Source organism: Chryseobacterium sp. UNC8MFCol (assembly GCF_000482305.1).
In the GTDB taxonomy this organism is placed as follows: domain Bacteria; phylum Bacteroidota; class Bacteroidia; order Flavobacteriales; family Weeksellaceae; genus Chryseobacterium; species Chryseobacterium indologenes.
This window is the reverse complement of sequence record NZ_KI535290.1, coordinates 565,837-586,187: the sequence shown is the minus strand read 5'-3', so window position 1 is coordinate 586,187 and position 20,351 is coordinate 565,837. Positions and strand designations below refer to the sequence as shown.

The 20,351-nt window shown below is 36.7% G+C and carries 21 protein-coding genes and 1 pseudogene; 12 read left to right on the top strand and 10 right to left on the bottom strand.

Going from position 1 to position 20,351, the window contains the following annotated elements; all coding sequences use genetic code 11:
- The first annotated feature begins 393 nt into the window (after positions 1-393).
- Positions 394-765 carry a septal ring lytic transglycosylase RlpA family protein gene (locus M030_RS0117020; RefSeq protein ID WP_027374598.1) on the top strand — a complete coding sequence of 124 codons (372 nt, stop codon included), beginning with the start codon at positions 394-396 and terminating at the stop codon, positions 763-765.
- A gap of 69 nt (positions 766-834) precedes the next feature.
- Here the strand turns inward: M030_RS0117020 and M030_RS0117015 are convergent, their stop codons facing one another.
- The 5 genes from M030_RS0117015 to M030_RS0116995 all read right to left on the bottom strand — a co-directional run bounded on the left by M030_RS0117015 (position 835) and on the right by M030_RS0116995 (position 6,225).
- The gene (locus M030_RS0117015; RefSeq protein ID WP_027374597.1) at positions 835-1,599 is read right to left on the bottom strand and encodes an exodeoxyribonuclease III; all 765 of its coding nucleotides are present in this window, start codon (positions 1,597-1,599) and stop codon (positions 835-837) included.
- Positions 1,599-1,889 carry a YciI family protein gene (locus M030_RS0117010; RefSeq protein WP_027374596.1) on the bottom strand — a complete coding sequence of 97 codons (291 nt, stop codon included), beginning with the start codon at positions 1,887-1,889 and terminating at the stop codon, positions 1,599-1,601. The genes M030_RS0117015 and M030_RS0117010 overlap by 1 nt, the downstream gene beginning before the upstream one ends.
- 101 nt (positions 1,890-1,990) lie before the next feature.
- Complete coding sequence (locus M030_RS24395; RefSeq protein ID WP_051585136.1) at positions 1,991-2,368, bottom strand: MliC family protein; 378 nt, start codon at positions 2,366-2,368, stop codon at positions 1,991-1,993.
- Between the two features lie 546 nt (positions 2,369-2,914).
- The gene (locus tag M030_RS0117000; RefSeq protein ID WP_027374595.1) at positions 2,915-4,459 is read right to left on the bottom strand and encodes a bifunctional response regulator/alkaline phosphatase family protein; all 1,545 of its coding nucleotides are present in this window, start codon (positions 4,457-4,459) and stop codon (positions 2,915-2,917) included.
- A gap of 131 nt (positions 4,460-4,590) precedes the next feature.
- Positions 4,591-6,225: a S41 family peptidase gene (locus M030_RS0116995; protein ID WP_027374594.1), complete on the bottom strand. Its 1,635-nt coding sequence runs from the start codon at positions 6,223-6,225 to the stop codon at positions 4,591-4,593.
- Positions 6,226-6,515: 290 nt separating this feature from the next.
- On the opposite strand from M030_RS0116995, the gene M030_RS0116990 reads away from it, so the two are divergent.
- The 9 genes from M030_RS0116990 to M030_RS0116950 all read left to right on the top strand — a co-directional run bounded on the left by M030_RS0116990 (position 6,516) and on the right by M030_RS0116950 (position 14,868).
- Positions 6,516-7,742: an HD domain-containing protein gene (locus M030_RS0116990; protein WP_027374593.1), complete on the top strand. Its 1,227-nt coding sequence runs from the start codon at positions 6,516-6,518 to the stop codon at positions 7,740-7,742.
- 71 nt (positions 7,743-7,813) lie between these two features.
- Positions 7,814-8,845, top strand: a complete 1,032-nt coding sequence (gene lpxD / locus M030_RS0116985; RefSeq protein ID WP_027374592.1) for a UDP-3-O-(3-hydroxymyristoyl)glucosamine N-acyltransferase — start codon at positions 7,814-7,816, stop codon at positions 8,843-8,845.
- On the top strand, positions 8,838-10,235 hold the full coding sequence (locus tag M030_RS0116980; RefSeq protein ID WP_027374591.1) for a bifunctional UDP-3-O-[3-hydroxymyristoyl] N-acetylglucosamine deacetylase/3-hydroxyacyl-ACP dehydratase: 1,398 nt from the start codon (positions 8,838-8,840) through the stop codon (positions 10,233-10,235). The genes lpxD and M030_RS0116980 overlap by 8 nt, the downstream gene beginning before the upstream one ends.
- Positions 10,236-11,033, top strand: a complete 798-nt coding sequence (gene lpxA / locus M030_RS0116975; protein ID WP_027374590.1) for an acyl-ACP--UDP-N-acetylglucosamine O-acyltransferase — start codon at positions 10,236-10,238, stop codon at positions 11,031-11,033.
- 85 nt (positions 11,034-11,118) lie between these two features.
- Positions 11,119-11,685: an elongation factor P gene (gene efp, locus M030_RS0116970; RefSeq protein WP_027374589.1), complete on the top strand. Its 567-nt coding sequence runs from the start codon at positions 11,119-11,121 to the stop codon at positions 11,683-11,685.
- A gap of 67 nt (positions 11,686-11,752) precedes the next feature.
- Complete coding sequence (locus tag M030_RS0116965) at positions 11,753-12,652, top strand: UDP-3-O-(3-hydroxymyristoyl)glucosamine N-acyltransferase (protein ID WP_027374588.1); 900 nt, start codon at positions 11,753-11,755, stop codon at positions 12,650-12,652.
- Positions 12,652-13,218, top strand: coding sequence for a hypothetical protein (locus tag M030_RS0116960; RefSeq protein WP_027374587.1), 567 nt, complete (start codon positions 12,652-12,654; stop codon positions 13,216-13,218). Before M030_RS0116965 ends, M030_RS0116960 begins: the two co-directional genes overlap by 1 nt.
- Before the next feature lie 90 nt (positions 13,219-13,308).
- The gene (sucD, locus tag M030_RS0116955) at positions 13,309-14,181 is read left to right on the top strand and encodes a succinate--CoA ligase subunit alpha (RefSeq protein ID WP_027374586.1); all 873 of its coding nucleotides are present in this window, start codon (positions 13,309-13,311) and stop codon (positions 14,179-14,181) included.
- A 15-nt stretch (positions 14,182-14,196) separates the two neighbouring features.
- Entirely contained in the window at positions 14,197-14,868 is a 672-nt protein-coding gene (locus M030_RS0116950) for a porin family protein (RefSeq protein ID WP_027374585.1), read from the top strand.
- A gap of 91 nt (positions 14,869-14,959) precedes the next feature.
- Here the strand turns inward: M030_RS0116950 and M030_RS0116945 are convergent, their stop codons facing one another.
- The 3 genes from M030_RS0116945 to M030_RS0116935 form a co-directional block, all read right to left on the bottom strand.
- A complete protein-coding gene (locus M030_RS0116945; protein ID WP_027374584.1) occupies positions 14,960-16,270 on the bottom strand; it encodes an ABC transporter permease in 1,311 nt (436 codons plus the stop codon).
- Positions 16,271-16,275: 5 nt separating this feature from the next.
- A complete protein-coding gene (locus M030_RS0116940; protein ID WP_027374583.1) occupies positions 16,276-17,187 on the bottom strand; it encodes an ABC transporter ATP-binding protein in 912 nt (303 codons plus the stop codon).
- A gap of 104 nt (positions 17,188-17,291) precedes the next feature.
- Entirely contained in the window at positions 17,292-17,642 is a 351-nt protein-coding gene (locus M030_RS0116935) for a T9SS type A sorting domain-containing protein (protein WP_027374582.1), read from the bottom strand.
- Positions 17,643-17,760: 118 nt separating this feature from the next.
- On the opposite strand from M030_RS0116935, the gene hemB reads away from it, so the two are divergent.
- Positions 17,761-18,750 (top strand): porphobilinogen synthase, encoded by a 990-nt coding sequence (gene hemB, locus M030_RS0116930; protein WP_027374581.1) that lies wholly within the window; start codon positions 17,761-17,763, stop codon positions 18,748-18,750.
- Positions 18,751-18,828: 78 nt separating this feature from the next.
- Here the strand turns inward: hemB and M030_RS25615 are convergent, their stop codons facing one another.
- Positions 18,829-19,002 carry a hypothetical protein gene (locus tag M030_RS25615; protein WP_155857875.1) on the bottom strand — a complete coding sequence of 58 codons (174 nt, stop codon included), beginning with the start codon at positions 19,000-19,002 and terminating at the stop codon, positions 18,829-18,831.
- A gap of 69 nt (positions 19,003-19,071) precedes the next feature.
- On the bottom strand, positions 19,072-19,365 hold the full coding sequence (locus M030_RS0116920; RefSeq protein ID WP_027374580.1) for a TM2 domain-containing protein: 294 nt from the start codon (positions 19,363-19,365) through the stop codon (positions 19,072-19,074).
- 148 nt (positions 19,366-19,513) lie between these two features.
- On the opposite strand from M030_RS0116920, the pseudogene lptB reads away from it, so the two are divergent.
- Positions 19,514-20,239, top strand: a pseudogene (gene lptB / locus M030_RS24390) (LPS export ABC transporter ATP-binding protein); the annotation flags it as partial.
- Between the last annotated feature and the right edge of the window lie 112 nt (positions 20,240-20,351).

Genomic DNA, 20,351 nt, shown 5'->3' with positions numbered 1-20,351 from the left:
AACAGTCTTTCAATGTTCAGGGAGATTATGAAGTTTATATTGTGGTTTACATTCATAGTCTGTAGTGCAAAATAACAGCGGTAAAAAGGACCGGTTTTTGCAGTAAAATAAAACATAACTTTTTTAGAAAAATTTCAGTTTACGTAAACTATTGATTATTAATATTTTATAAATTTTATTTTTTTAAATTATGCGCAAAGTAGTTAATTCTGTTAACTTTTTAGCTATTTTTTTAACACTTTTTAACAGTGTGGTCTAAAATCCCTATCCATAGGGGGTTACAAGGGTTGTTAACATTTATTTATGGTTTTGTTAACTGTTTTTAATAAATCGAATAGGGAGTTAAGGAGATTCCTGATACATTTGCTCCGTCAAAACCAATAAAAGTTCAACATGATGAAAAGATTCATTCTCGTAATCATAATGATGATTTCAACCCTGGGTATTTATTCTTTCACGAATAATGCCTTAGATGCGAAAAAAACAAGTTATGCATCGTACTACCACGATAAATTTAACGGTAGAAAAACCGCTAGCGGAGAAATCTTTGATAACTCAAAGTTTACTGCAGCAAACAGAACGCTTCCGTTTGGAACAAACGTTAAGGTAACCAACCTTAAAAATGGAAAAGAGGTAATAGTAAGAATTAATGACAGAGGGCCTTTCCATTCATCAAGATCTTTAGATATGTCTAAAGCAGCGTTCGACGAGATCGGAGATATCAGTCATGGTACAATTCCGGTCGAATATGAAATTGTCGATTAATTTTATGATTTAAATTAAAAAAGCCAGCTGATTCCAGCTGGCTTTTGTGTTATGGTATATTACGATATTTTACACATCCAATTCCAGTAAAGAAGGACAATGGTCGGAATGAACAGCTTCTTTCAAAATAACCGCTCTGCTGAGCTTTTCCTTTAAATTATAAGAAGCAAAAGTATAATCTAATCTCCAACCCTTATTTTTAGCCCTTGAGTTCTGACGGTAGCTCCACCAGGTATAATTTTCCGGTTCATTATTAAAGAACCTGAAACCATCAATCAGTTCGCACTCATCGATGAAATTAGTCATCCACTCTCTTTCCATAGGAAGAAACCCGGAAACATTTTTTAAGCGAACAGGATCGTGAATATCGATTGCTTCGTGACATATATTAAAATCACCCGAAATAATTAGGTTAGGGATCTCCTTTTTTAAATTTTTAATATACGCTAAGAAATCATGGCAGAATTGCATTTTAAAATCCAGCCGCTCTATATTGGACGCAGAAGGTACATATACAGAAATTACAGAATATCCGTCAAAATCAGCACGAATGATTCTTCCTTCATTATCGTAGCTTTCAATACCGCAACCATACTCTACATGCCTGGGCTTTATTTTTGACGCTATACCGACTCCACTGTAGCCTTTTCTTACGGCAGAATGCCAGTAACTGTGGTATCCTAATTTTTCAAGACTTTCAATATCAATCTGGTCATTTCCCGCTTTACTTTCCTGGATGCAGATAATATCCGGATCAGCAGTTTTTAACCAGCCTAAAAAATCTTTTGTAAATGCGGCCCTGATTCCATTAACATTGTATGTAATTAATCTCATTATTCTTTTATAAATGTTTTAAAATTTTCGTCGTATTTGGATGGAATAAATTCGGTGATCGCATAATCTGCAACCTCGTGAATATAAAAAGGATCTTCAGTGATGATCTGTTCAATCTCCTTTTTAGAGGCTGCTTTAGCAATAATGATCCCTCCTGTTCTTGGTTCTTTTCTTCCTGAGGCAATGAACTGTCCAGAGTCATAATGTTTGTGGAGGAAAATATTATGTTCGGGAATAAGTTTTTCTATATTTTCAATAGAACTCTTATAGGTAAGCGAGATAATAAACATGATTTATTTTTTACAAAAATATGAACTATAAAAAAGAGGCGGAAATAAAAAAGCCGGTTTTGAATTTCAAAGCCGACTTTTTATAGTTTAAGTAAGTGATTTTATTTTTTAAAAACTGTTTTACCGTCTTTTGTAAGTTCTATTTCTTCACCCTTACCTCTCAGTTCATAATGATTATTTTTATACCATATTCCTGATGCAGGTTTTTGTCCCTGCAGTTCAATTGTTTCATTATTGAAAACTACTGTAGCTGTATTTTTGGTATTATTGAAAGTCATATCCAATGTTTTTCCACTGCTGTCTTTCGAAGTACTTTTTACAATTTCATCCTGAGCTCCTGAAACAGCTGCTGAATCTGACGGCTTAGCAGCAACACTGTCTACAGGAGTAGAAGCAGAATCTGTTGCTTGCTTTTCTTTATTACATGAGGTTAAAAATAAGGCAGCAAATGCTGTCGCAATAAAAATGTGTTTTTTCATAAAATTATATTTATTAAAGTTGTCTTCTAGTATGCAAAATGAGTGCCTTAAAATAATGGTAAATCTATGATGCCTACCAAAATGGAGTGTATGGTCAGAATCAGGATGAAGAGATGGTTTTTGTGAAAGCTGCTCCCACCCCACATATAAAGGGTGGGGCAGACCATTGATATCAATGCCCGTGGAAATTATTATTACGATTGTCCTTCTGATCAATGAATTAAAATGTATGGTTTCAATACGGTTGATGTCAAAATAACTATTCTTAAATGGCTGTTGGCAATGGTAAACTTACCTTTACCATAAGCAGTACTGCTTATGGGATTGCCGTTCCATTAGGTAGTTCTTTTTCAGTTAATGGTGGAGGGGGAAAATTGCCGGATTGATTTTCCGGTAAAAGAAAGGACGATAGAGAACTAGGTTTAAGAAATACTAAAAGAGTAGCGGATCTGGCAAACCGTATTATAGAGGCCGTTATAAAAAAGGCGGAAAAAATCATTCGATTTTTTCCGCTTTATACCCAAAATTAAATAAACTATGAAAAAACTACTTGGGTTCTAAAACACTGATAGGAATGATACATTCTTCCAGTGAGATTCCACCATGTTGATAGGTCTCTTTATAGTAATTTACAAAATGATTATAATTTTTAGGATAAGCCAGGAATATATTGTTTTTGGCAAAAATATATTTCGAGCTTAAATTTCCTTTGGGAAGGAAAAGTTTTTCAGGGTTGGTGATTGCCCATACATCGCTGTCGTCATAGGTCAGACTTTTACCGGTTTTATATCTGATATTGGTAGAGGTCTCTCTGTCACCCACCACTTTGCTTGGCTTTTTCACATATACCGTTCCGTGATCGGTAGTAATAACCAGCTTGTAACCGTTTTCTGCTGCCGTTTTGATGATTTTCAATAATGAAGAATTTTCAAACCAGTTAAAAGTCAGAGAACGGAAAGTTTTATCATCACGGATGAGCTGATCTACGATATGATTATCTGTTTTGGCGTGGGATAAAATGTCGATAAAGTTGTAGACGATAACCAGAAGGTCATTGTTTTTATGCTGGTTGAAATCGTCATAGATTTTTCTTTCAAAATCAGCATTCAAAACCTTTAAATATTTCATGGATTTTGATCCAAGGCCGATTCTTTTCATTTGGTCCTCCAGGAAATCACGCTCATATTCATTTTTATTTCCCTCCTCATTATCATTGAACCATTTATCAGGGAAACGTTTTTCGATTTCCGAGGGCATTAAACCGGCAAAGAAAGAATTTCTTGCATACTGTGTCGCAGTAGGAAGAATACTGTAGTAATAATCTTCAGATATTTTATTGTAATATTTTGTAAATAACGGCTCGATTACCTTCCATTGATCATAACGGAGGTTGTCAACCATCAGCAAAAGCACCTTCTCTTTTTCAACTTCCGGTTTTACTTTTTCCTTGAAAAGCGTGTGGCTCATAAGAGGTTTATCTGAGTCGGTAAGCCAGTCAGCGTAGTTTTTTTCAATAAACTTGGCAAACTGAATATTAGCTTCTTCCTTTTGCGATTGTAAAAGGTCGGCAAACTCATTATCTGCTACTTTATCAAACTTAATCTCCCAGCTTAGGATCTTTTTATAATACTCAGCCCATTCCTGGTATGTTCTCAGATAAGAAAGTTCCATAGAAAGGTTTCTGAACTCCTGCTGGTACTGTAAGATAGTTTTTTGTTCTACCAGATTATCCTGCTGAAGATTTTTCTTTAATGAAAGTAAAATCTGGTTAGGATTTACCGGTTTCAGGATGTAATCAGCGATTTGGGAACCTATGGCTTCTTCCATGATATGTTCTTCTTCACTTTTGGTCACCATAACTATTTTTAAGGAATTGTCTTTTTCCTTGATCATAGGAATAGCTTCAAGCCCGGAGATCCCAGGCATATTTTCATCAATTAATGTTAAGGCAAATTTCTCTGAATCCATAAGTTCCAAAGCCTCATTTACATTATTAACAGGAGTTACATTGTAGCCCTTTTTTTCCAAAAATACGATATGAGGTTTAAGTAAATCTATTTCATCATCGATCCATAATATCTTTTCTGACATAATTTATTTTTTACATGATTATTCTATCAAAATGTTGACCAATTCCTTTTAAAATCTCACAAATTAGGATGTTTAAAAGTTAAATAATAGTTAAATGAAAATGCGATTAGGTATTTCATTTTTGGCTACGGTCAATTATTCGTTTTTATATAAAGCAAAGCTCTTTCCAATACTTCATCTTTTCCTTCCCGGATCCCTTGTATAGTAGGCTTCACAATGATATCAGGAATGATTCCGATTCTTTGTGTTTCTCTGCCATCAGGATAGTACGCGCCAAGCCCCGTAAAGCGTGTATCGAGGCCGGCAATTTTGAAAGTGATGACATCTCCATTTGCTCCCGAGGTATTGCTCCCGATCAATTTAGCTTTCGGATGTTGCCTTAGCATCATTGCTGTGGTCTCAGCCTGGCTTTGTGTACTTTCGTTGACTAATACGACAACATCACCCTTGTAGTATTCCTTATTTCTTCGGCCAATAATATTTTTCCTGCTATAAAATTTTCCTGGGTAATCGGTTTCCGGAAATGTGAACAGATAGTAAGTCGCTATTTCCGGGAGTATAAGTTGGCTTAAAGGTTCAATCGTTTGGTTGGGATAATTTCTGAGGTCAAAGATAATAGCCCTGGTCGATTGCAGGTTTTTGTACATCATATCCAGGTCCTCCTTTTTGAGAATTCCCATATTCACATAGCCGATCTGCTTTTCTAAAAGTTTCCAGTTTTCGGGACTTTTATTTTGGGTACGGATAATATCTTTTGCAAAATATGTTCGGGAGGTAATGGATAAATTGTGACCGCCCCTTTCAATTTTCATAGAAATGGAGTCTCTGTTGGTTGAAAGGAAATGGCTTTTTACTTTCTCTATTTTTCCCCAGGAATTCGAAGCCGGAACATATTTCCCAAAACTATTAACCAATTGAGGAATTGTTTTACCATTAACATCGTAAATGACATCTCCCACAAGTAAAGGTGTTTTCTCTTCAAACGCAGTGGAATTAATTTTTGTAACTACCAATTTTCCTTCCGCATACGAATATTCTACAGGAACCCTTCTGTTACCATATTGGTTAAGACTGATCTCTTTTGAAAAAAGATAGGCATGGGAGTCGTCAGTTTTTGTGACCAGTTCCGCCAATGTCAAATGATAAGTTTCATCACTGTCAATATTAAGAAACTTTGGAATCATCTCTGTCAAAACACTATTCCAGTTTTGGTCGGTTTCATATTTGTAAGGGAAAAAATATTCTACATAATTCCAATACCGGAACAGCTCCAGCAAGCTGATCGATTGAGATGTGAATCTTGAACCGTAAGAATTTTCATTTCTGAAATATACCTTTCGGCCGCCTTTCCCTAAATAATGAGAATCTCCGAGATTTCTGTTGTTTTCTATGTAATGAAGTTTTTTGGTTACATTTTTACTGAACAGGTCGTTATTTTCAATCCAGCTCAGATCGAAATTTTTGAGAAAATATACTTTATCATTTTTTTTTGAACATTCTGAGCAGGTTTCTATCTTTCCAAGACTGTCGATCCACTCGGCATATAAAGTATTCAGCTCTTTTTTATCATCAATGCTTTTAAGCTCATCTATTTTCTGGAAGAGTTGCTGATCCCAGTTAAAACGCCCTTGAGCTACTTTGGGATGATAATATTTCAGAAATCCCCAAATTCTGCATAGAGATTCCAGTTTCTGGGTTTCTGATACTGCTTGTGCGGAAAAATGAAGACAAAAAAATAAAAAAATGAAAAGAGAATATTTTCTCATCAAAAGAATTGAGTTTTCTCAAAGATAGGTGATTAATGCAATAACCACAAGGGTTTTTTGATGAATAATTGAAACAACCAAAAGAGATTGGAAGCAGGGTACTCGAAGGGAGAGCAAAGTATAATTGCTAATGTCTCGAAATCAGCTGTCGTTAAGATCCATTATTGATCATTGTAAGTTGAAGGAAGTATGTTTCAGCGCTCTTTCTTTGACTGCGCTCCTTTTAATATCAATTTAATCATCCTTCAAATTTAAAATTCCTAACTTTGTTTACTAATATTGACCTTTCAATGCAGAACAAGCTAAAAATCATCAACGATCCCGTTCACGGATTTATCAAAATACCTCACGAAATTTTATTTGATATCATTGAACATCCTTATTTTCAGAGGCTGCGAAGAATCGGGCAGACGGGGCTGCTGAACCTGATTTTTCCCGGAGCTACCCATACAAGATTTCATCATGCCCTGGGAGCAATGCACCTGATGTTTACAGCATTGGAAACATTAAAGCAAAAGGGCGTTACAATATCCGAAGAAGAGGAAAAAGGGGCAATGCTGGCTATTTTAATGCATGATATTGGTCATGGTCCCTTTTCCCATGCACTTGAAAGTATGCTGATGGACGACTGGCATCACGAAAACCTTTCATTGCTATTGATGAATAAGCTTAATGATGAATTTGATGGTCAGCTGTCAATGGCTATTGAAATGTTCCAGGGAAAATACCACAGGAAATTTTTCAACCAGCTGATTTCTTCCCAGTTGGATGTGGATCGGCTTGATTATCTTAAAAGAGACAGTTTCTTTACCGGTGTTTCCGAAGGGAATATTAATACCCAGCGCATCGTTTCTATGATGAATGTGTGTGAAGAAGGAGAACTGGTGATTGACGCCAAGGGAATTTATTCCATTGAAAATTTCCTGACAGCCAGAATGTTCATGTACTGGCAGGTCTATTATCATAAGACCTCTGCTTTGGCTGAATTTCTTTTGGTTAAGATTCTTGAGCGGGCTAAGTATCTGATCTCTCAGGGAGTTGAGCTTCCTGCGACAGATCATCTCAAATATTTTTTATACCGAAACAAGGGTGCAGCTACGGACGAAGATGTACAAAGATTTACGCAGCTTGATGATAACGATGTTATTCAGGCTATGAAAGAATGGCAGAATTCTGAAGACTTTGTTTTGTCTTATTGGTGTAAATGTGTGATTCAGAGAAATTTGCCGAAAACAATTATTTCTTCACATCCGTTTACTGCAGAAAACATTGAAGAAAAAATAAAGAAAACAAATGAATTTTTCGGAATCGATAACGCAGCTGAACTTGTTTATGAGATAAAAAGAAAACTTTTACCATACGATACAGAAAAACAGCCCATCTATTTATTACAGAAAAACGGTAAGAAAATGAAGCTGCATGAGTCGGAAGACCAGCTTTTATCAGGCTTAATGGTCAATAAGACCACACGCTACATCCTTATGTTTCCGAGAGATATTTCGCGCATAGATTCTTAAAGAATATTAAAATTCACGATCTCAAATCAAAAAATGTTTGCAAATTATAGAATTTCTTATCTTTGCAGAATATGGAATTTACAGCTTCGCAAATTGCAAGTTTTATCGACGGAAAAATAATAGGTGACGAGAATGCACTTATTACTGGGGTTTCACCAATTGAAAATGGCGAATCAGGGCATCTTTCTTTTATAGCACAAGATCGATTCTCACATTATCTTGATACCTCAAAATGTTCCGTAATTATTGTCTCGGAAAAGCTTTTAGCTAAAAATAATTATACCCCTACCGTAATCGTTGTAAAGGATGCGTATCTTTCTTTTCAGATTCTGATGAATTTATATCAGGAAATGAAAGGACGAAAAGAAGGCATCGAGAACGGTTCTTCTATTCATGATACAGCCGTGATTGGTGAAAAAGCCTACATCGGAGCGTTTACCTACGTTTCGGAAAAAGCTAAAATCGGTGACGGATCACAGATCTATCCTCACGTTTATATAGGAAAAGGAGTGAAAATCGGCAAAAACTGTAAAATAGACAGCGGAGCCAGGATCTACGACTATTGCATCATAGGAGATAATTGTGTTATTCACTCCAATACCGTCATAGGTGGTGATGGTTTTGGTTTTCAGCCAACGGCAGAAGGATTTAAGAAAATACCACAACTGGGGAATGTCATTATTGAAGATGATGTTGAAATCGGCTCCAACTGTAGTATAGACAGAGCAACCATTGGTTCTACCATTATCGGAAAAGGAACCAAAATCGATAATCTTATCCAGATTGCCCATAATGTAAAAATAGGACAGAATAACGTCATTGCGGCACAAGCCGGCATTGCAGGTTCAACCGTTATCGGAGACTGGAACCAGATTGGAGGTCAGGTAGGCATCGTAGGACATATCAAAATAGGTAATCAGGTGAAAATTCAGGCTCAGAGTGGCGTGAATTCCAGTGTAAATGATAAAGAAACACTGTATGGTTCACCGGCGATCAGCTATAATGACTATTTGAGAAACTATGTTCATTTCAGAAACTTTACTGAAATTGTAAGCAGAATAAATAATCTTGAGAATACCTCAAAAGATAATACTAATGAGTGATATGCAAAAAACACTTCAGGAAGAGGTTACTCTTTCTGGAATTGGTCTTCATACTGGTAGAGAAGTAAAACTTACCATTAAACCTGCAAAAGAAAATACAGGTTTTGTATTTGTAAGAACAGACCTTGAGGGGCATCCTCAGGTTGAGGCAGATGTAAATTATGTTGTAGCGACAGAAAGAGGAACGACATTAGAAAAACTAGGGGTGAAAATTACCACGTGCGAACATCTTTTAGCAGCTTTGGTAGGTTGTGATATTGATAACGCGGTTTTAGAAATGGATGCTTCTGAACCTCCGATTCTGGATGGATCTTCAAAATTCTTTGTAGAAGCTATCGAAAGCGTTGGTGTGGTAGATCAAAATGTAGCCAGAGAATATCTGGTGGTAAAAGAAGTTCTTACTTACAGTGATCCGGCTACCGGTTCGGAGATTACCATTATCCCGTCAGATACTTACGAAGTAACAACAATGGTTGATTTTGGGACTAAAGTGTTAGGAACCCAAAATGCCACTCTTAAAAATATTTCCGAATTTAAAGACGAAATTTCCTCGGCAAGAACATTTAGCTTCCTGCACGAATTGGAAATGCTCTTGGATCACGGATTAATCAAAGGAGGTGATATTTCTAATGCTATTGTATATGTAGATAAAGATCTTACCCCTGAAACTACAGAAAAACTGAAAAAAGCCTTTGGTAAAGATAATGTTTCTATCAGACCCAACGGAATTCTTGACAACCTGAACCTAAACTATCCGAACGAAGCTGCAAGACACAAATTATTAGATGTAATCGGTGATCTGGCTTTAGCAGGAGTGAAAATAAAAGGAAAAGTTATTGCCAACAAACCGGGGCACTATGTGAATACTCAGTTTGCTAAAAAATTAAACCGTCAGTGGAAATTGCAGAAAAAGAAAAACGTTCCGGATTTTGATCTTACAAAAGAGCCGGTATTCGATATCAACGGAATTATGAAGCTTATGCCTCACAGACCACCGTTCTTATTGATCGATAAAGTTCTTGAGCTTTCAGACTCCCATGTGGTAGGATTGAAAAATGTAACCATGAATGAGCCTTTCTTCGTTGGACATTTTCCAAAAGAACCTGTGATGCCGGGAGTTCTTCAGGTAGAAGCGTTAGCTCAGACAGGAGGTATTCTTGTGTTAGCAAGCGTTCCGGATCCTGAAAACTATTCTACGTATTTCATTAAAATTGATAAAGTGAAATTCAAGAGAAAAGTAATTCCCGGAGATACTCTTATTTTCAAAATTGAATTGATAGAACCTATCAGAAGAGGTATCGTTCACATGCAAGGATATGGATATGTAGGAGATACAGTGGCAGTAGAAGCAGAGCTTATGGCTCAAGTTGCAAAAAATAAAGTTGATTAAATGATCCATCAATTAGCAGCCGTAGATAAACGCGCGAAAATCAGCAAAAATGTAATTGTAGAACCTTTTACTACAATTGCTGGGGACGTAGAAATTGGAGAAGGAACCTGGATCGGTCCGAATGTTACCATCATGGATGGAGCAAGAATAGGAAAAAACTGCAGGATTTTTCCCGGTACTGTAATCTCTGCAATTCCTCAGGATCTGAAGTTTGATGGTGAAGATACTCAGGTAATTATCGGTGATGATACTACCATCAGAGAATGTGTTACGGTAAACAGAGGTACAAAAGCCTTAGGACATACCAAAATAGGAGCAAACTGTCTTATTATGGCAACCTCACACATTGCACATGACTGCGTGATTGGAGATCATGTTATCATTGTAAATGGCTGCGGTATTGCAGGACATGTTGAGATTGGAGACTATACTGTAATGGGAGGTTTATCAGCTGTTCACCAATTTGGTAAAATAGGGAAACATGTAATGATTTCCGGAGGTACTCTGGTAAGAAAAGATATTCCGCCTTATGTGAAAGTAGCGAGAGAACCAATGTCTTATGCAGGAATCAATTCTGTTGGTTTAAGAAGAAGAGGGTTTACCAATGAAAAGATATTTGAAATTCAAAAAATCTACAGAACGATTTTCCAAATGAAAATGAATGTTTCTCAGGCAATGGCGCATATTGAAAAAGAAATGCTGCCAACAGCTGAGAGAGATGAAATTCTACAATTTATCCAAAACTCTCCAAGAGGTATTGTAAAAGGATACGGAACAAGCAAAGAAAGCAACCAGTAACAACAAAATTGCTCACAGGCTGAATGGCAATACGTAATCCGCTGATGGCCCAATAAAAAATTAAGAAAAAAGATAATATATACTAATGGCAACAAGTAACGATATCAGAAAAGGGCTTTGCATCGAGTACAGCAATGATATTTTTAAAGTAATCGAGTTCCTTCACGTAAAACCTGGAAAAGGACCAGCTTTCGTAAGAACTAAATTAAAATCTGTAACAAACGGTAAAGTAATTGATAATACTTTCTCTGCAGGACACAAAATTGAAGAAGTAAAAGTAATCACAAGAAAGTTCCAGTATCTTTATGATGACGAGAACGGATTCCACTTCATGAATAATGATGACTTCTCTCAATTATATTTAAATAAAGAAATGATTGAGAACTCTCAGTTTATGAAAGCTGGGGAAGAAGTAACAATCATTCTGAAAGAAGTTGATGAAACTCCTCTTTCTGCTGAACTTCCACAATCAGTTTACCTTGATGTAATCGAGGCTGATCCGGGAGTGAAAGGAAATACAGCAACCAATGCTCTTAAAAACGCGATCGTTGAAACAGGAGCAAGAGTGATGGTTCCTTTATTTATTGAACCTGGTGACAGAATTAAAGTAAGCACCGAAGACGGTAGCTACTTAGAAAGAGTAAAAGAATAAATACAATTTACATAAATTCGGTTTGCATTGGCATTCCGAATTTTGTTTTATAAGAAAATCTATTGTTATGAGATTCCATTCTCCGCAAAAGCTTAAAACGATTGCTGATTTAATAGGCTCAAAATTTGTTGGTCCGGAAGACTTTGAAGTATTGGGCTCCAACGAAATTCATATGGTGAAACCGGGAGAGATTGTTTTTGTCAACCATCCTAAATATTACGACAAAGCATTAAATTCCGCAGCTACCATTATTTTAATTGATAAAGAAGTTGAATGTCCTGAAGGAAAAGCTCTTCTTGTCTCTGATGACCCATTCAGAGATTTTAATAAGATCAATACTCATTTTACAAGAATATATAATTTCACAGAAGAACTTCATGATGCAGAAATCGGGGACGGAACAAAAATACACCCTTCTGCAGTGATCGGAAATAATGTGAAGATCGGAAAAAACTGCCTGATCTTTCCTAATGTTGTCATCGGTGACAGAACTGAAATAGGAGACAATGTGATCATTCAGTCCGGAACTGTGCTTGGTGGCGATGCTTTTTACTATAGAAAACTGGATGGCAACTTTGACCGTCTGATCTCCGTAGGAAATGTTGTCATTGAGAATAATGTTGAAATTGGAAACAACTGTACAATTGATAGAGGAGTTACTGATTCTACAGTAATCGGAGAAGGTTCTGTACTGGACAACCAGATTCAGATCGGACACGATACCGTGATCGGAAAAAAATGTCTTATTGCCTCACAGGTAGGAATTGCGGGATGTTGTATCATTGGTGACGAAGTCACATTATGGGGGCAGGTCGGTATTGCTTCCGGTAAGAAAGTAGAAGCAGGATCCGTACTTTTAGGAAAAACAGGAGTCAACAGAGACCTGGAAAAAGGCACCTACATCGGGATGTTTGCTGAAGATTTCAAAACTTATCTGAAAAAAGAAGTAAAACTGAGAAATTTGTAATGAAGAAGTTAACAGTACTATTTCTTTTTATTTATGCCGTAAGTTTTGCACAGAGATCAGATATCAAATCTAAAATTTTATTTAATGATAATAGAATTGTAGAAGCTGAAATTCCTTTCAGAACCAATCTTTTTGAGAGTGATCTGATTGATGAGATAGCCGTAGCAGACAGGAAAATTAAAATCTTGGAAAATGGGAAAACAATTAAATATCCCGCTCCTGAAATTCAAAAAATAGAATTTACGGATCTTAAAAATAAACCGAGAACTTTCATTTATTTTCCGGCAGAATCCTCAAAAACTTTGGTTGAACTTCTATACGACGGTCAAAAAATAAAATGGGTGAGGGCATATAGACGTCACGGTTATGATGGTTCAACCCTCACTTCAGACGTTTTATTCAAAGGAGATATAAGACAACCTTTAAATCTTTTTGTCAATAACAGAAAGAAATTAAAAGAATTAATGGCGGATAAACCGGAGCTGGAGCCGCTTATTGAAAATATAAATTATAACAGACTGAAGGATGAAGATTTGATCAATCTGTTGAAAAAATATGATGAATAAAATCAGATTCAAAAATTTTTTTAACGACAAATAATCATTATTTTTGTCTGACGTATAAACTGAAAATAAATAAATTAAAACAACAATAAAATGTCAATTTTAGTAAACAAAGATTCTAAAGTAATTGTACAAGGATTTACTGGAAACGAAGGTACTTTCCATGCAGGTCAGATGATTGAATACGGAACAAACGTAGTAGGTGGTGTTACTCCTGGAAAAGGGGGAAGCGAGCACTTAGGAAAACCGGTATTTAATACAGTAGCTGATGCCGTTGAAAAAGCAGGAGCAAACGTAAGTATCATCTTTGTACCACCGGCATTCGCAGCAGACGCTATTATGGAAGCTGCTGAAGCAGGTATCAAAGTAATTGTATGTATTACTGAAGGTATTCCTGTATTTGATATGGTTAAAGTAAAATCTTATATTGCTGACAGAGACTGCAGATTAATCGGACCAAACTGCCCTGGAATCATTACTTCTGAAGAAGCTAAAATTGGTATTATGCCTGGATTCGTTTTCAAAAAAGGAAAAGTTGGAATCGTTTCAAAATCAGGAACCCTTACTTACGAAGCAGCTGATCAGGTAGTAAGAGCAGGTTACGGTATTTCTACAGCAATCGGTATCGGTGGTGACCCAATCATTGGTACAACCACAAGAGAAGCTCTAGAATTATTCATCAATGATCCGGAAACTGAAGCGGTTGTAATGATCGGTGAGATCGGTGGAGGTCTGGAAGCTGAAGCAGCAAGATGGTACAAAGCAAGCGGATCTACTAAGCCGGTTGTTGGTTTCATCGCTGGACAAACAGCTCCGAAAGGAAGAACAATGGGACACGCTGGTGCTATCGTAGGTGGTGCAGAAGATACAGCTCAGGCAAAAATGGAAATCATGAGAGAAAACGGCATCAACGTTGTTGATTCTCCTGCTGATATCGGTGCTACTGTAGCGAAAGTTCTAGGATAATATAAAACAAAACATATGAAAAAACTTTTATTAGCCTCAGCCTTAACTCTTTCTGCTTTGTCATTTGCGCAAGTTCAATGGAAAAGCACAAGATTCGGGGTTACGGCAGGCTTGAACTACTCCAGAGTAGCCAATGCCCATAATCCTTCAGGCCCAAGATACGCTTTTCAAGGTGGAGCTTTGGCTTTAATTCCCGTAGGAAAAAGCAATCAGTTCTTTATACAACCCGAAGTTTTATACTACGGTGCCGGAGAAACGGGTAAAGATAAAGATGCTAAAGGAAAAGATGGTTATGATGCAGTATATGCAAATAACTACCTAAGCGTCCCTCTTTATTTTAAAGGATACTTTTCAGAAGCAGCATCAGAATTCTTTGGATTAATTGGTCCGAGATTTAACTTTCTGGTAAACCAGAACGTAAAAGATGCTCCTGTAGGAAGACCTTATTATGATCCGGATGTTACTGATCCTACACAACCATCAGGAGTAAACGGTAAAGCAAAAAACTTTAACTGGGGACTTGCACTGGGTGTCGGATACAGTTATAAAAGGCAGCTTGAAGTCGCTCTTAAATATGATTTAGGTCTTTCTGATACCTATCCTGGTCTTGCAAAAGAAAGAGGAGGTACTGATAAGAAAAAATCAGAGCAGGTATTAGCCCTTTCTTTAAGCTACATATTCAAATAAATCATTTATTAAGAATATAAAAAATCCCGGAAAGTAATTTCCGGGATTTTTATATTTTAGTCTGTAACCAATTTATTTTTCTGGTATTTCACTAGCCTTTAATCCACTTCCAGATTTCTTTTAAAGTAGCTTTATTCCCATACATCAGAATACCCACACGATAGATTTTTCCTGCCAGGAAAATCATGAAGATCGTTGTTCCCAGTAACAGCACTATTGATAAGGCAATCTGCCATGCCGGCACTCCGAAAGGAATTCTTGCAATCATGGCAACCGGTGAAGTAAACGGGATAATCGATAGCCAGAAGCCCAACGGACCGTCAGGATTGTTCATTAATGAGAAACTTCCATACATCCCCAGCATCAGCGGTAAAACGGCAAATAAAGTGAATTGCTGGGTTTCTGTCTCATTGTCTACTGCGGAGCCTATTGCAGCATAGATCGAGCTGTAGAAAATATATCCCAAAAGGAAAAAAATGATGAATACAAAAATAATTAACGGGAAATTCATTTCCAGTAAGCTGTGAGAGATTTGAGTAGCCAATTGTGAAACATCAAGTTTACTTGCCATCTGCTCATTTCCACCCGGAATATTTTTCGGTACTGGAGAAAAACCTGTATTCAAAACTATAGCTCCGATTACAGACATCGTAATCCAAATGACAAACTGAGTAAGGGCAACCAGTGTTACCCCCAGGATTTTCCCCATCATCAGTTCAAAAGGCTTAACAGAAGAAATAATGATCTCCACCACGCGGTTGTTTTTTTCCTCTAATACGCTTCGCATAACTCGGACCCCGTAAATGATGATAAACATAAAGGTCACATACATCAAAATCATACTAAGCCCGGTTTTTACCCCAAAAGCAAGATCAGAATCCTCCTTATTATTATCAGAAACATTAATAGTCTTAAGGCTAAACCCTTTATCAAGGTCAATCAGTTGTGCTTCCTGGATACCCAGGTGCTTTATTTTTTCTTTTTTAATAACATTACTGATATCGGAAACGATTTTCTGCTTTGTATCAAGTCCTATTTTACTGTTGACTACCAATCTTGCTCCTGTTTCCAATTCATCAAAATTATTGTTTTTTAATTCCGGCAGAATAAGAATACCTGCAATAGATTCATTGCTTTTTAGAGTATTAATCTTTGATTTTTCATCTGCAGCTGATACAAATGCATAATCAACCTTATCGTTAGACTTAAACTGGTTGGTAAAAAGTCCGCTTTTGTCTACAACTTCTATAATACTGTGAGACTCGTTGGCTTTAAACATCAGTCCGATCACCGCTCCGAAAGCTATGATCAGAACAGGTGCAAGCAATGTCAATATGATGAAAGATTTTTTCTTAACCTGTGTAAGAAATTCTCTCTTTGTAATTAAAAAAATATTATTCATAAAAATTAAGAATGATTACTTACGGCATTAATAAACACTTCATTCATACTGGGAATCCTTTCGTCGAATGATCTCACCTTACCTACACGCACAAGATCCAGAAGAATGTGATTCTGGTCAGTCTCATTTTTCAGGTCAAAGGAAACAAGGTTATTTTCATTTGAGAAATTGAATATCTCATACCTTTCCCTGAAATTTTCAAATTGCTCATTATTGATTTCTGAAAGGGTAATCCCAAATATATTTTTCTTGAATTTTTCTCTTACATCAAAGACTCTTCCGTCTATAATTTTTTTAGAATTGTTGATGAGCGCAACATAATCACACATTTCCTCCACACTTTCCATTCTGTGGGTTGAAAGGATAATGGTGGTGCCGTTGTTCTTAAGATCAATAATCTGATCTTTAATCAGGTTGGCATTTACAGGATCAAAACCTGAGAACGGCTCATCGAGGATCAGAAGATGTGGCCGGTGAAGTACTGTGACTACAAACTGAATCTTCTGTGCCATCCCTTTAGAAAGTTCGGATAGCTTTTTCTTCCACCACTGGTCGATATTAAGTTTATCAAACCATTTTTTGGCTTCATTCAGCGCATCAGTTTTATGCATTCCTTTAAGTTCTGCAAAGTAAAGGATCTGATCACCTACAGTCATATTTTTATACAGGCCTCTCTCTTCCGGCATATATCCGATATCCTTAATATGTGTGGGATTCAGTTTTTCCCCATTAATGAAGATTTCTCCTGAGTCTGCCTGAGTAATTTGGTTGATAATACGGATAAAGGATGTCTTTCCGGCTCCGTTGGGTCCTAAAAGGCCATAAATGCTGCCTTTGGGAACGTGGATGCTGAAATCATCCAGGGCGACCTTTTTACCGGCATTATAGGTCTTTTTAATATGTTCAGCTTTTAACATTAAATGTTCTTTTACAATTAGTATAAAAAAGTCCTGAAAGTTACGGAATTATTAGAAGGAATTCATGTAAAAGAAAAAATCCTGATGATTATCAGGATTTTAATTTATTGTTTCACGATTTGAGTAACTTTTTGCGTATTGTCACTTAAAATATAGCGAATCAGATATTTTCCGGGTTTTAATTTTTCAATATTAATCTCTCCGGAATTCATATTGACTGTATAATTGGCGACCTGCATACCCAAAATTGAATAAAAAGTCACGCTTTTGATTCTTAAAGAAGAATCCTTTGCCTTAATGATAAGGAAATCCTTTGCAGGATTTGGATAGGCAAGCAATACACCATCATCAGCTTTCTGAGTGATGGATCCCGGCTCTTTTAGCTGAGCTTGCATATTGTTGGAAAACCCAACAAAAGTGCCTAAAAATAAAATTAAAAGTAAAAGTTTTTTCATCAAATTTATAATTTCTCGAATGTTTATAACAAATATAAAAAAATCTACAATCTCGTACAATACTTTTTTACAGAACTTGTAGTAAATTTGTAGAAACTTATTCAAAAAGTATTCCAAAATGATACATTCAAGAAATAGAAGACTTAGAGTTAATGAATCTATCAGAGGTTTGGTAAGAGAAACTCTTCTTACAACTGATGATTTTGTAATGCCAATCTTTGTAATGGAGGGCGAAAACATGCAGGAGGCAATCCCATCGATGCCGGGAATTTTCAGGCGAAGCATAGATTTAACAGTGAAGGAATGTAAGGAATTATTTTCTTTAGGCGTAAAAGCGGTCAATTTGTACATGAAAGTGTCTGATCACCTGAAAGACAATACAGGAAAAGAAGCCTGGAACAAAGACGGACTGATGCAAAATACCATCAAAGCCATTAAAGATGCCGTTCCGGGAATGGTTGTTATGCCGGATGTAGCCTTAGATCCCTATTCTATCTACGGACACGACGGAATCATTGAAAACGGAAAAATCTTAAATGACGCTACCAATGACGCATTGGCCAGAATGTCAGTATCCCATGCGGAAGCAGGAGCTGATCTGGTAGCACCTAGTGATATGATGGATGGGAGAGTGCTTGTGATCAGAGAAGCATTGGAAGAAAGCGGATTTACAGATGTAGGAATCGTAAGCTATGCAGCTAAATATGCAAGTTCATTCTACGGACCTTTCAGAAGTGCTCTGGACAGCGCTCCAAAAGACGACATGGAAATTCCGAAGGATAAAAAAACATATCAGATGGACTTCCACAATACCCGTGAAGCTTTAAACGAAGTCTATAAAGATATCGACGAAGGTGCCGATGTGATCATGATCAAACCGGGGCTTCCTTACCTTGATATTGTTTCTAAAGTGCGTGAAGCGATCGATCTTCCTATTGCAGTTTATAATGTAAGTGGAGAATATGCAATGGTAAAAGCTGCAGCTCAAAACGGCTGGCTGGATAATGATAAAACCATTATTGAAAGTCTTACGTGTTTCAAAAGAGCAGGAGCAGATATGATCTTTACATATTTTGCTAAAGAAGCCGCCATATTGTTGAATAAATAAGGCATAATTCCCTATAAAAATAAAGGCTGTCTCAGGAGACAGCCTTTTATAATAATAATCTGGGATAATCTTTCATTATCAACCCTGACAGAAAGGATCTTCCGGGCGTATGGGATTTTCAGGGTGATCTAAAAGACAAATTTTTGTCGGACACAGATACCACCCCGGAAAGCAGTTTCCGTTTTTATCAGGATAGGTATAATAATAACCTCCTTTGATTCCTTTTAATTCTTTTTTTGTTAATTTTTTCATGAGTGAATATTTTATTGAGTGAGTTGATCTAAATTAAATAAAATATATCACATTCTTTTGCACACCTATCTATAGCCAGCCTTTTCTTCCGTATACATAGGTGTCATCAAACTGTTTGTCAGTCATAAACAGGTATAAAATCCCTTCAATAAAAAGAATGACAGAAGCAATGCCACAAGTCACAATGTTCAGGACCAATTGGATAATACCTTCTTTGGTATATCCTAGATAAAATTTATTTAAAGCCAGCCAGCCTACAAGAATTCCCAACAGGGCCGCAGGAAGTTTCTTTTCTGAGCGGTAAGGAATATCGTTTTGCTGACTGGCGGTATTTTCTGTTTTAGTATAGCCGTAATTTTCCATTTCTTAATGTTTTAAAGGATTTCGTAATAGTATAAGTAATTGAAAATCATCAAATGTTACACCATATGAAGCAGACAGGAATTGAATTTCAGATAAACAAAACTTATATTGATATAAAGTGAATTTATATTTTTGATATATTTGCCCTATGATTTTACGCGGAGAAAACTTAATCAAAGAATACGGTCCTAAAAAAGTTGTAAAAGGCGTTTCTGTACAGGTTCAACAGGGAGAAATTGTTGGTTTGCTGGGTCCCAATGGAGCAGGTAAAACCACATCGTTTTATATGATCGTAGGGTTGGTTAAGCCCACCTCAGGAAAAATTTTTCTGGATAAGCAGGAGATCACTACAGATGCGATGTATCGCAGAGCCCAGAAAGGCATCGGGTATCTCGCTCAGGAAGCTTCTGTTTTCAGAAAATTATCTGTGGAAGAGAATATCATGGGAGTGTTGCAATTGACCAATCTTTCAAAGCGTGAACAACAAATCAAATGTGATGAGCTGATTGAGGAGTTCTCCTTACAGCATGTCCGCAAAAACAGGGGAGATCTTCTTTCCGGAGGAGAAAGACGTAGAACAGAAATAGCACGCTGCCTTGCGACAAGCCCGAACTTTATTCTTTTGGATGAGCCTTTTGCCGGAGTAGACCCTATTGCTGTTGAAGATATCCAGAAAATCGTGAGAAGTCTTGTCGACAAAAATATCGGAATCCTTATCACCGATCACAATGTACAGCAGACCCTGGCAATTACCAACAAAACATATATCATGTTTGAAGGAAAGATCCTTAAAGAAGGACTTCCCGAAGAGCTTGCCAACGATCCGCAGGTAAGAGAAGCTTATCTTGGAGAGAATTTCGTGTACCAGAGTATTTTAGATAAACCCAAAAAGAAAAAATATGCCTACAATATCTGGGCAGGTAATTTTGATTCTAAAGCCCAGTTCCAGGGATTTGTAAATGAAAACTTCAAACAGTTTGACGACC

Coding starts and splice junctions, on each gene's coding strand:
- M030_RS0117020 (WP_027374598.1), top strand. CDS start 394: ATGATGAAAAGATTCATTCTCGTAATCATAATGATGATTTCAACCCTG.
- M030_RS0117015 (WP_027374597.1), bottom strand. CDS start 1,599: ATGAGATTAATTACATACAATGTTAATGGAATCAGGGCCGCATTTACA.
- M030_RS0117010 (WP_027374596.1), bottom strand. CDS start 1,889: ATGTTTATTATCTCGCTTACCTATAAGAGTTCTATTGAAAATATAGAA.
- M030_RS24395 (WP_051585136.1), bottom strand. CDS start 2,368: ATGAAAAAACACATTTTTATTGCGACAGCATTTGCTGCCTTATTTTTA.
- M030_RS0117000 (WP_027374595.1), bottom strand. CDS start 4,459: ATGTCAGAAAAGATATTATGGATCGATGATGAAATAGATTTACTTAAA.
- M030_RS0116995 (WP_027374594.1), bottom strand. CDS start 6,225: ATGAGAAAATATTCTCTTTTCATTTTTTTATTTTTTTGTCTTCATTTT.
- M030_RS0116990 (WP_027374593.1), top strand. CDS start 6,516: ATGCAGAACAAGCTAAAAATCATCAACGATCCCGTTCACGGATTTATC.
- lpxD (WP_027374592.1), top strand. CDS start 7,814: ATGGAATTTACAGCTTCGCAAATTGCAAGTTTTATCGACGGAAAAATA.
- M030_RS0116980 (WP_027374591.1), top strand. CDS start 8,838: ATGAGTGATATGCAAAAAACACTTCAGGAAGAGGTTACTCTTTCTGGA.
- lpxA (WP_027374590.1), top strand. CDS start 10,236: ATGATCCATCAATTAGCAGCCGTAGATAAACGCGCGAAAATCAGCAAA.
- efp (WP_027374589.1), top strand. CDS start 11,119: ATGGCAACAAGTAACGATATCAGAAAAGGGCTTTGCATCGAGTACAGC.
- M030_RS0116965 (WP_027374588.1), top strand. CDS start 11,753: ATGAGATTCCATTCTCCGCAAAAGCTTAAAACGATTGCTGATTTAATA.
- M030_RS0116960 (WP_027374587.1), top strand. CDS start 12,652: ATGAAGAAGTTAACAGTACTATTTCTTTTTATTTATGCCGTAAGTTTT.
- sucD (WP_027374586.1), top strand. CDS start 13,309: ATGTCAATTTTAGTAAACAAAGATTCTAAAGTAATTGTACAAGGATTT.
- M030_RS0116950 (WP_027374585.1), top strand. CDS start 14,197: ATGAAAAAACTTTTATTAGCCTCAGCCTTAACTCTTTCTGCTTTGTCA.
- M030_RS0116945 (WP_027374584.1), bottom strand. CDS start 16,270: ATGAATAATATTTTTTTAATTACAAAGAGAGAATTTCTTACACAGGTT.
- M030_RS0116940 (WP_027374583.1), bottom strand. CDS start 17,187: ATGTTAAAAGCTGAACATATTAAAAAGACCTATAATGCCGGTAAAAAG.
- M030_RS0116935 (WP_027374582.1), bottom strand. CDS start 17,642: ATGAAAAAACTTTTACTTTTAATTTTATTTTTAGGCACTTTTGTTGGG.
- hemB (WP_027374581.1), top strand. CDS start 17,761: ATGATACATTCAAGAAATAGAAGACTTAGAGTTAATGAATCTATCAGA.
- M030_RS25615 (WP_155857875.1), bottom strand. CDS start 19,002: ATGAAAAAATTAACAAAAAAAGAATTAAAAGGAATCAAAGGAGGTTAT.
- M030_RS0116920 (WP_027374580.1), bottom strand. CDS start 19,365: ATGGAAAATTACGGCTATACTAAAACAGAAAATACCGCCAGTCAGCAA.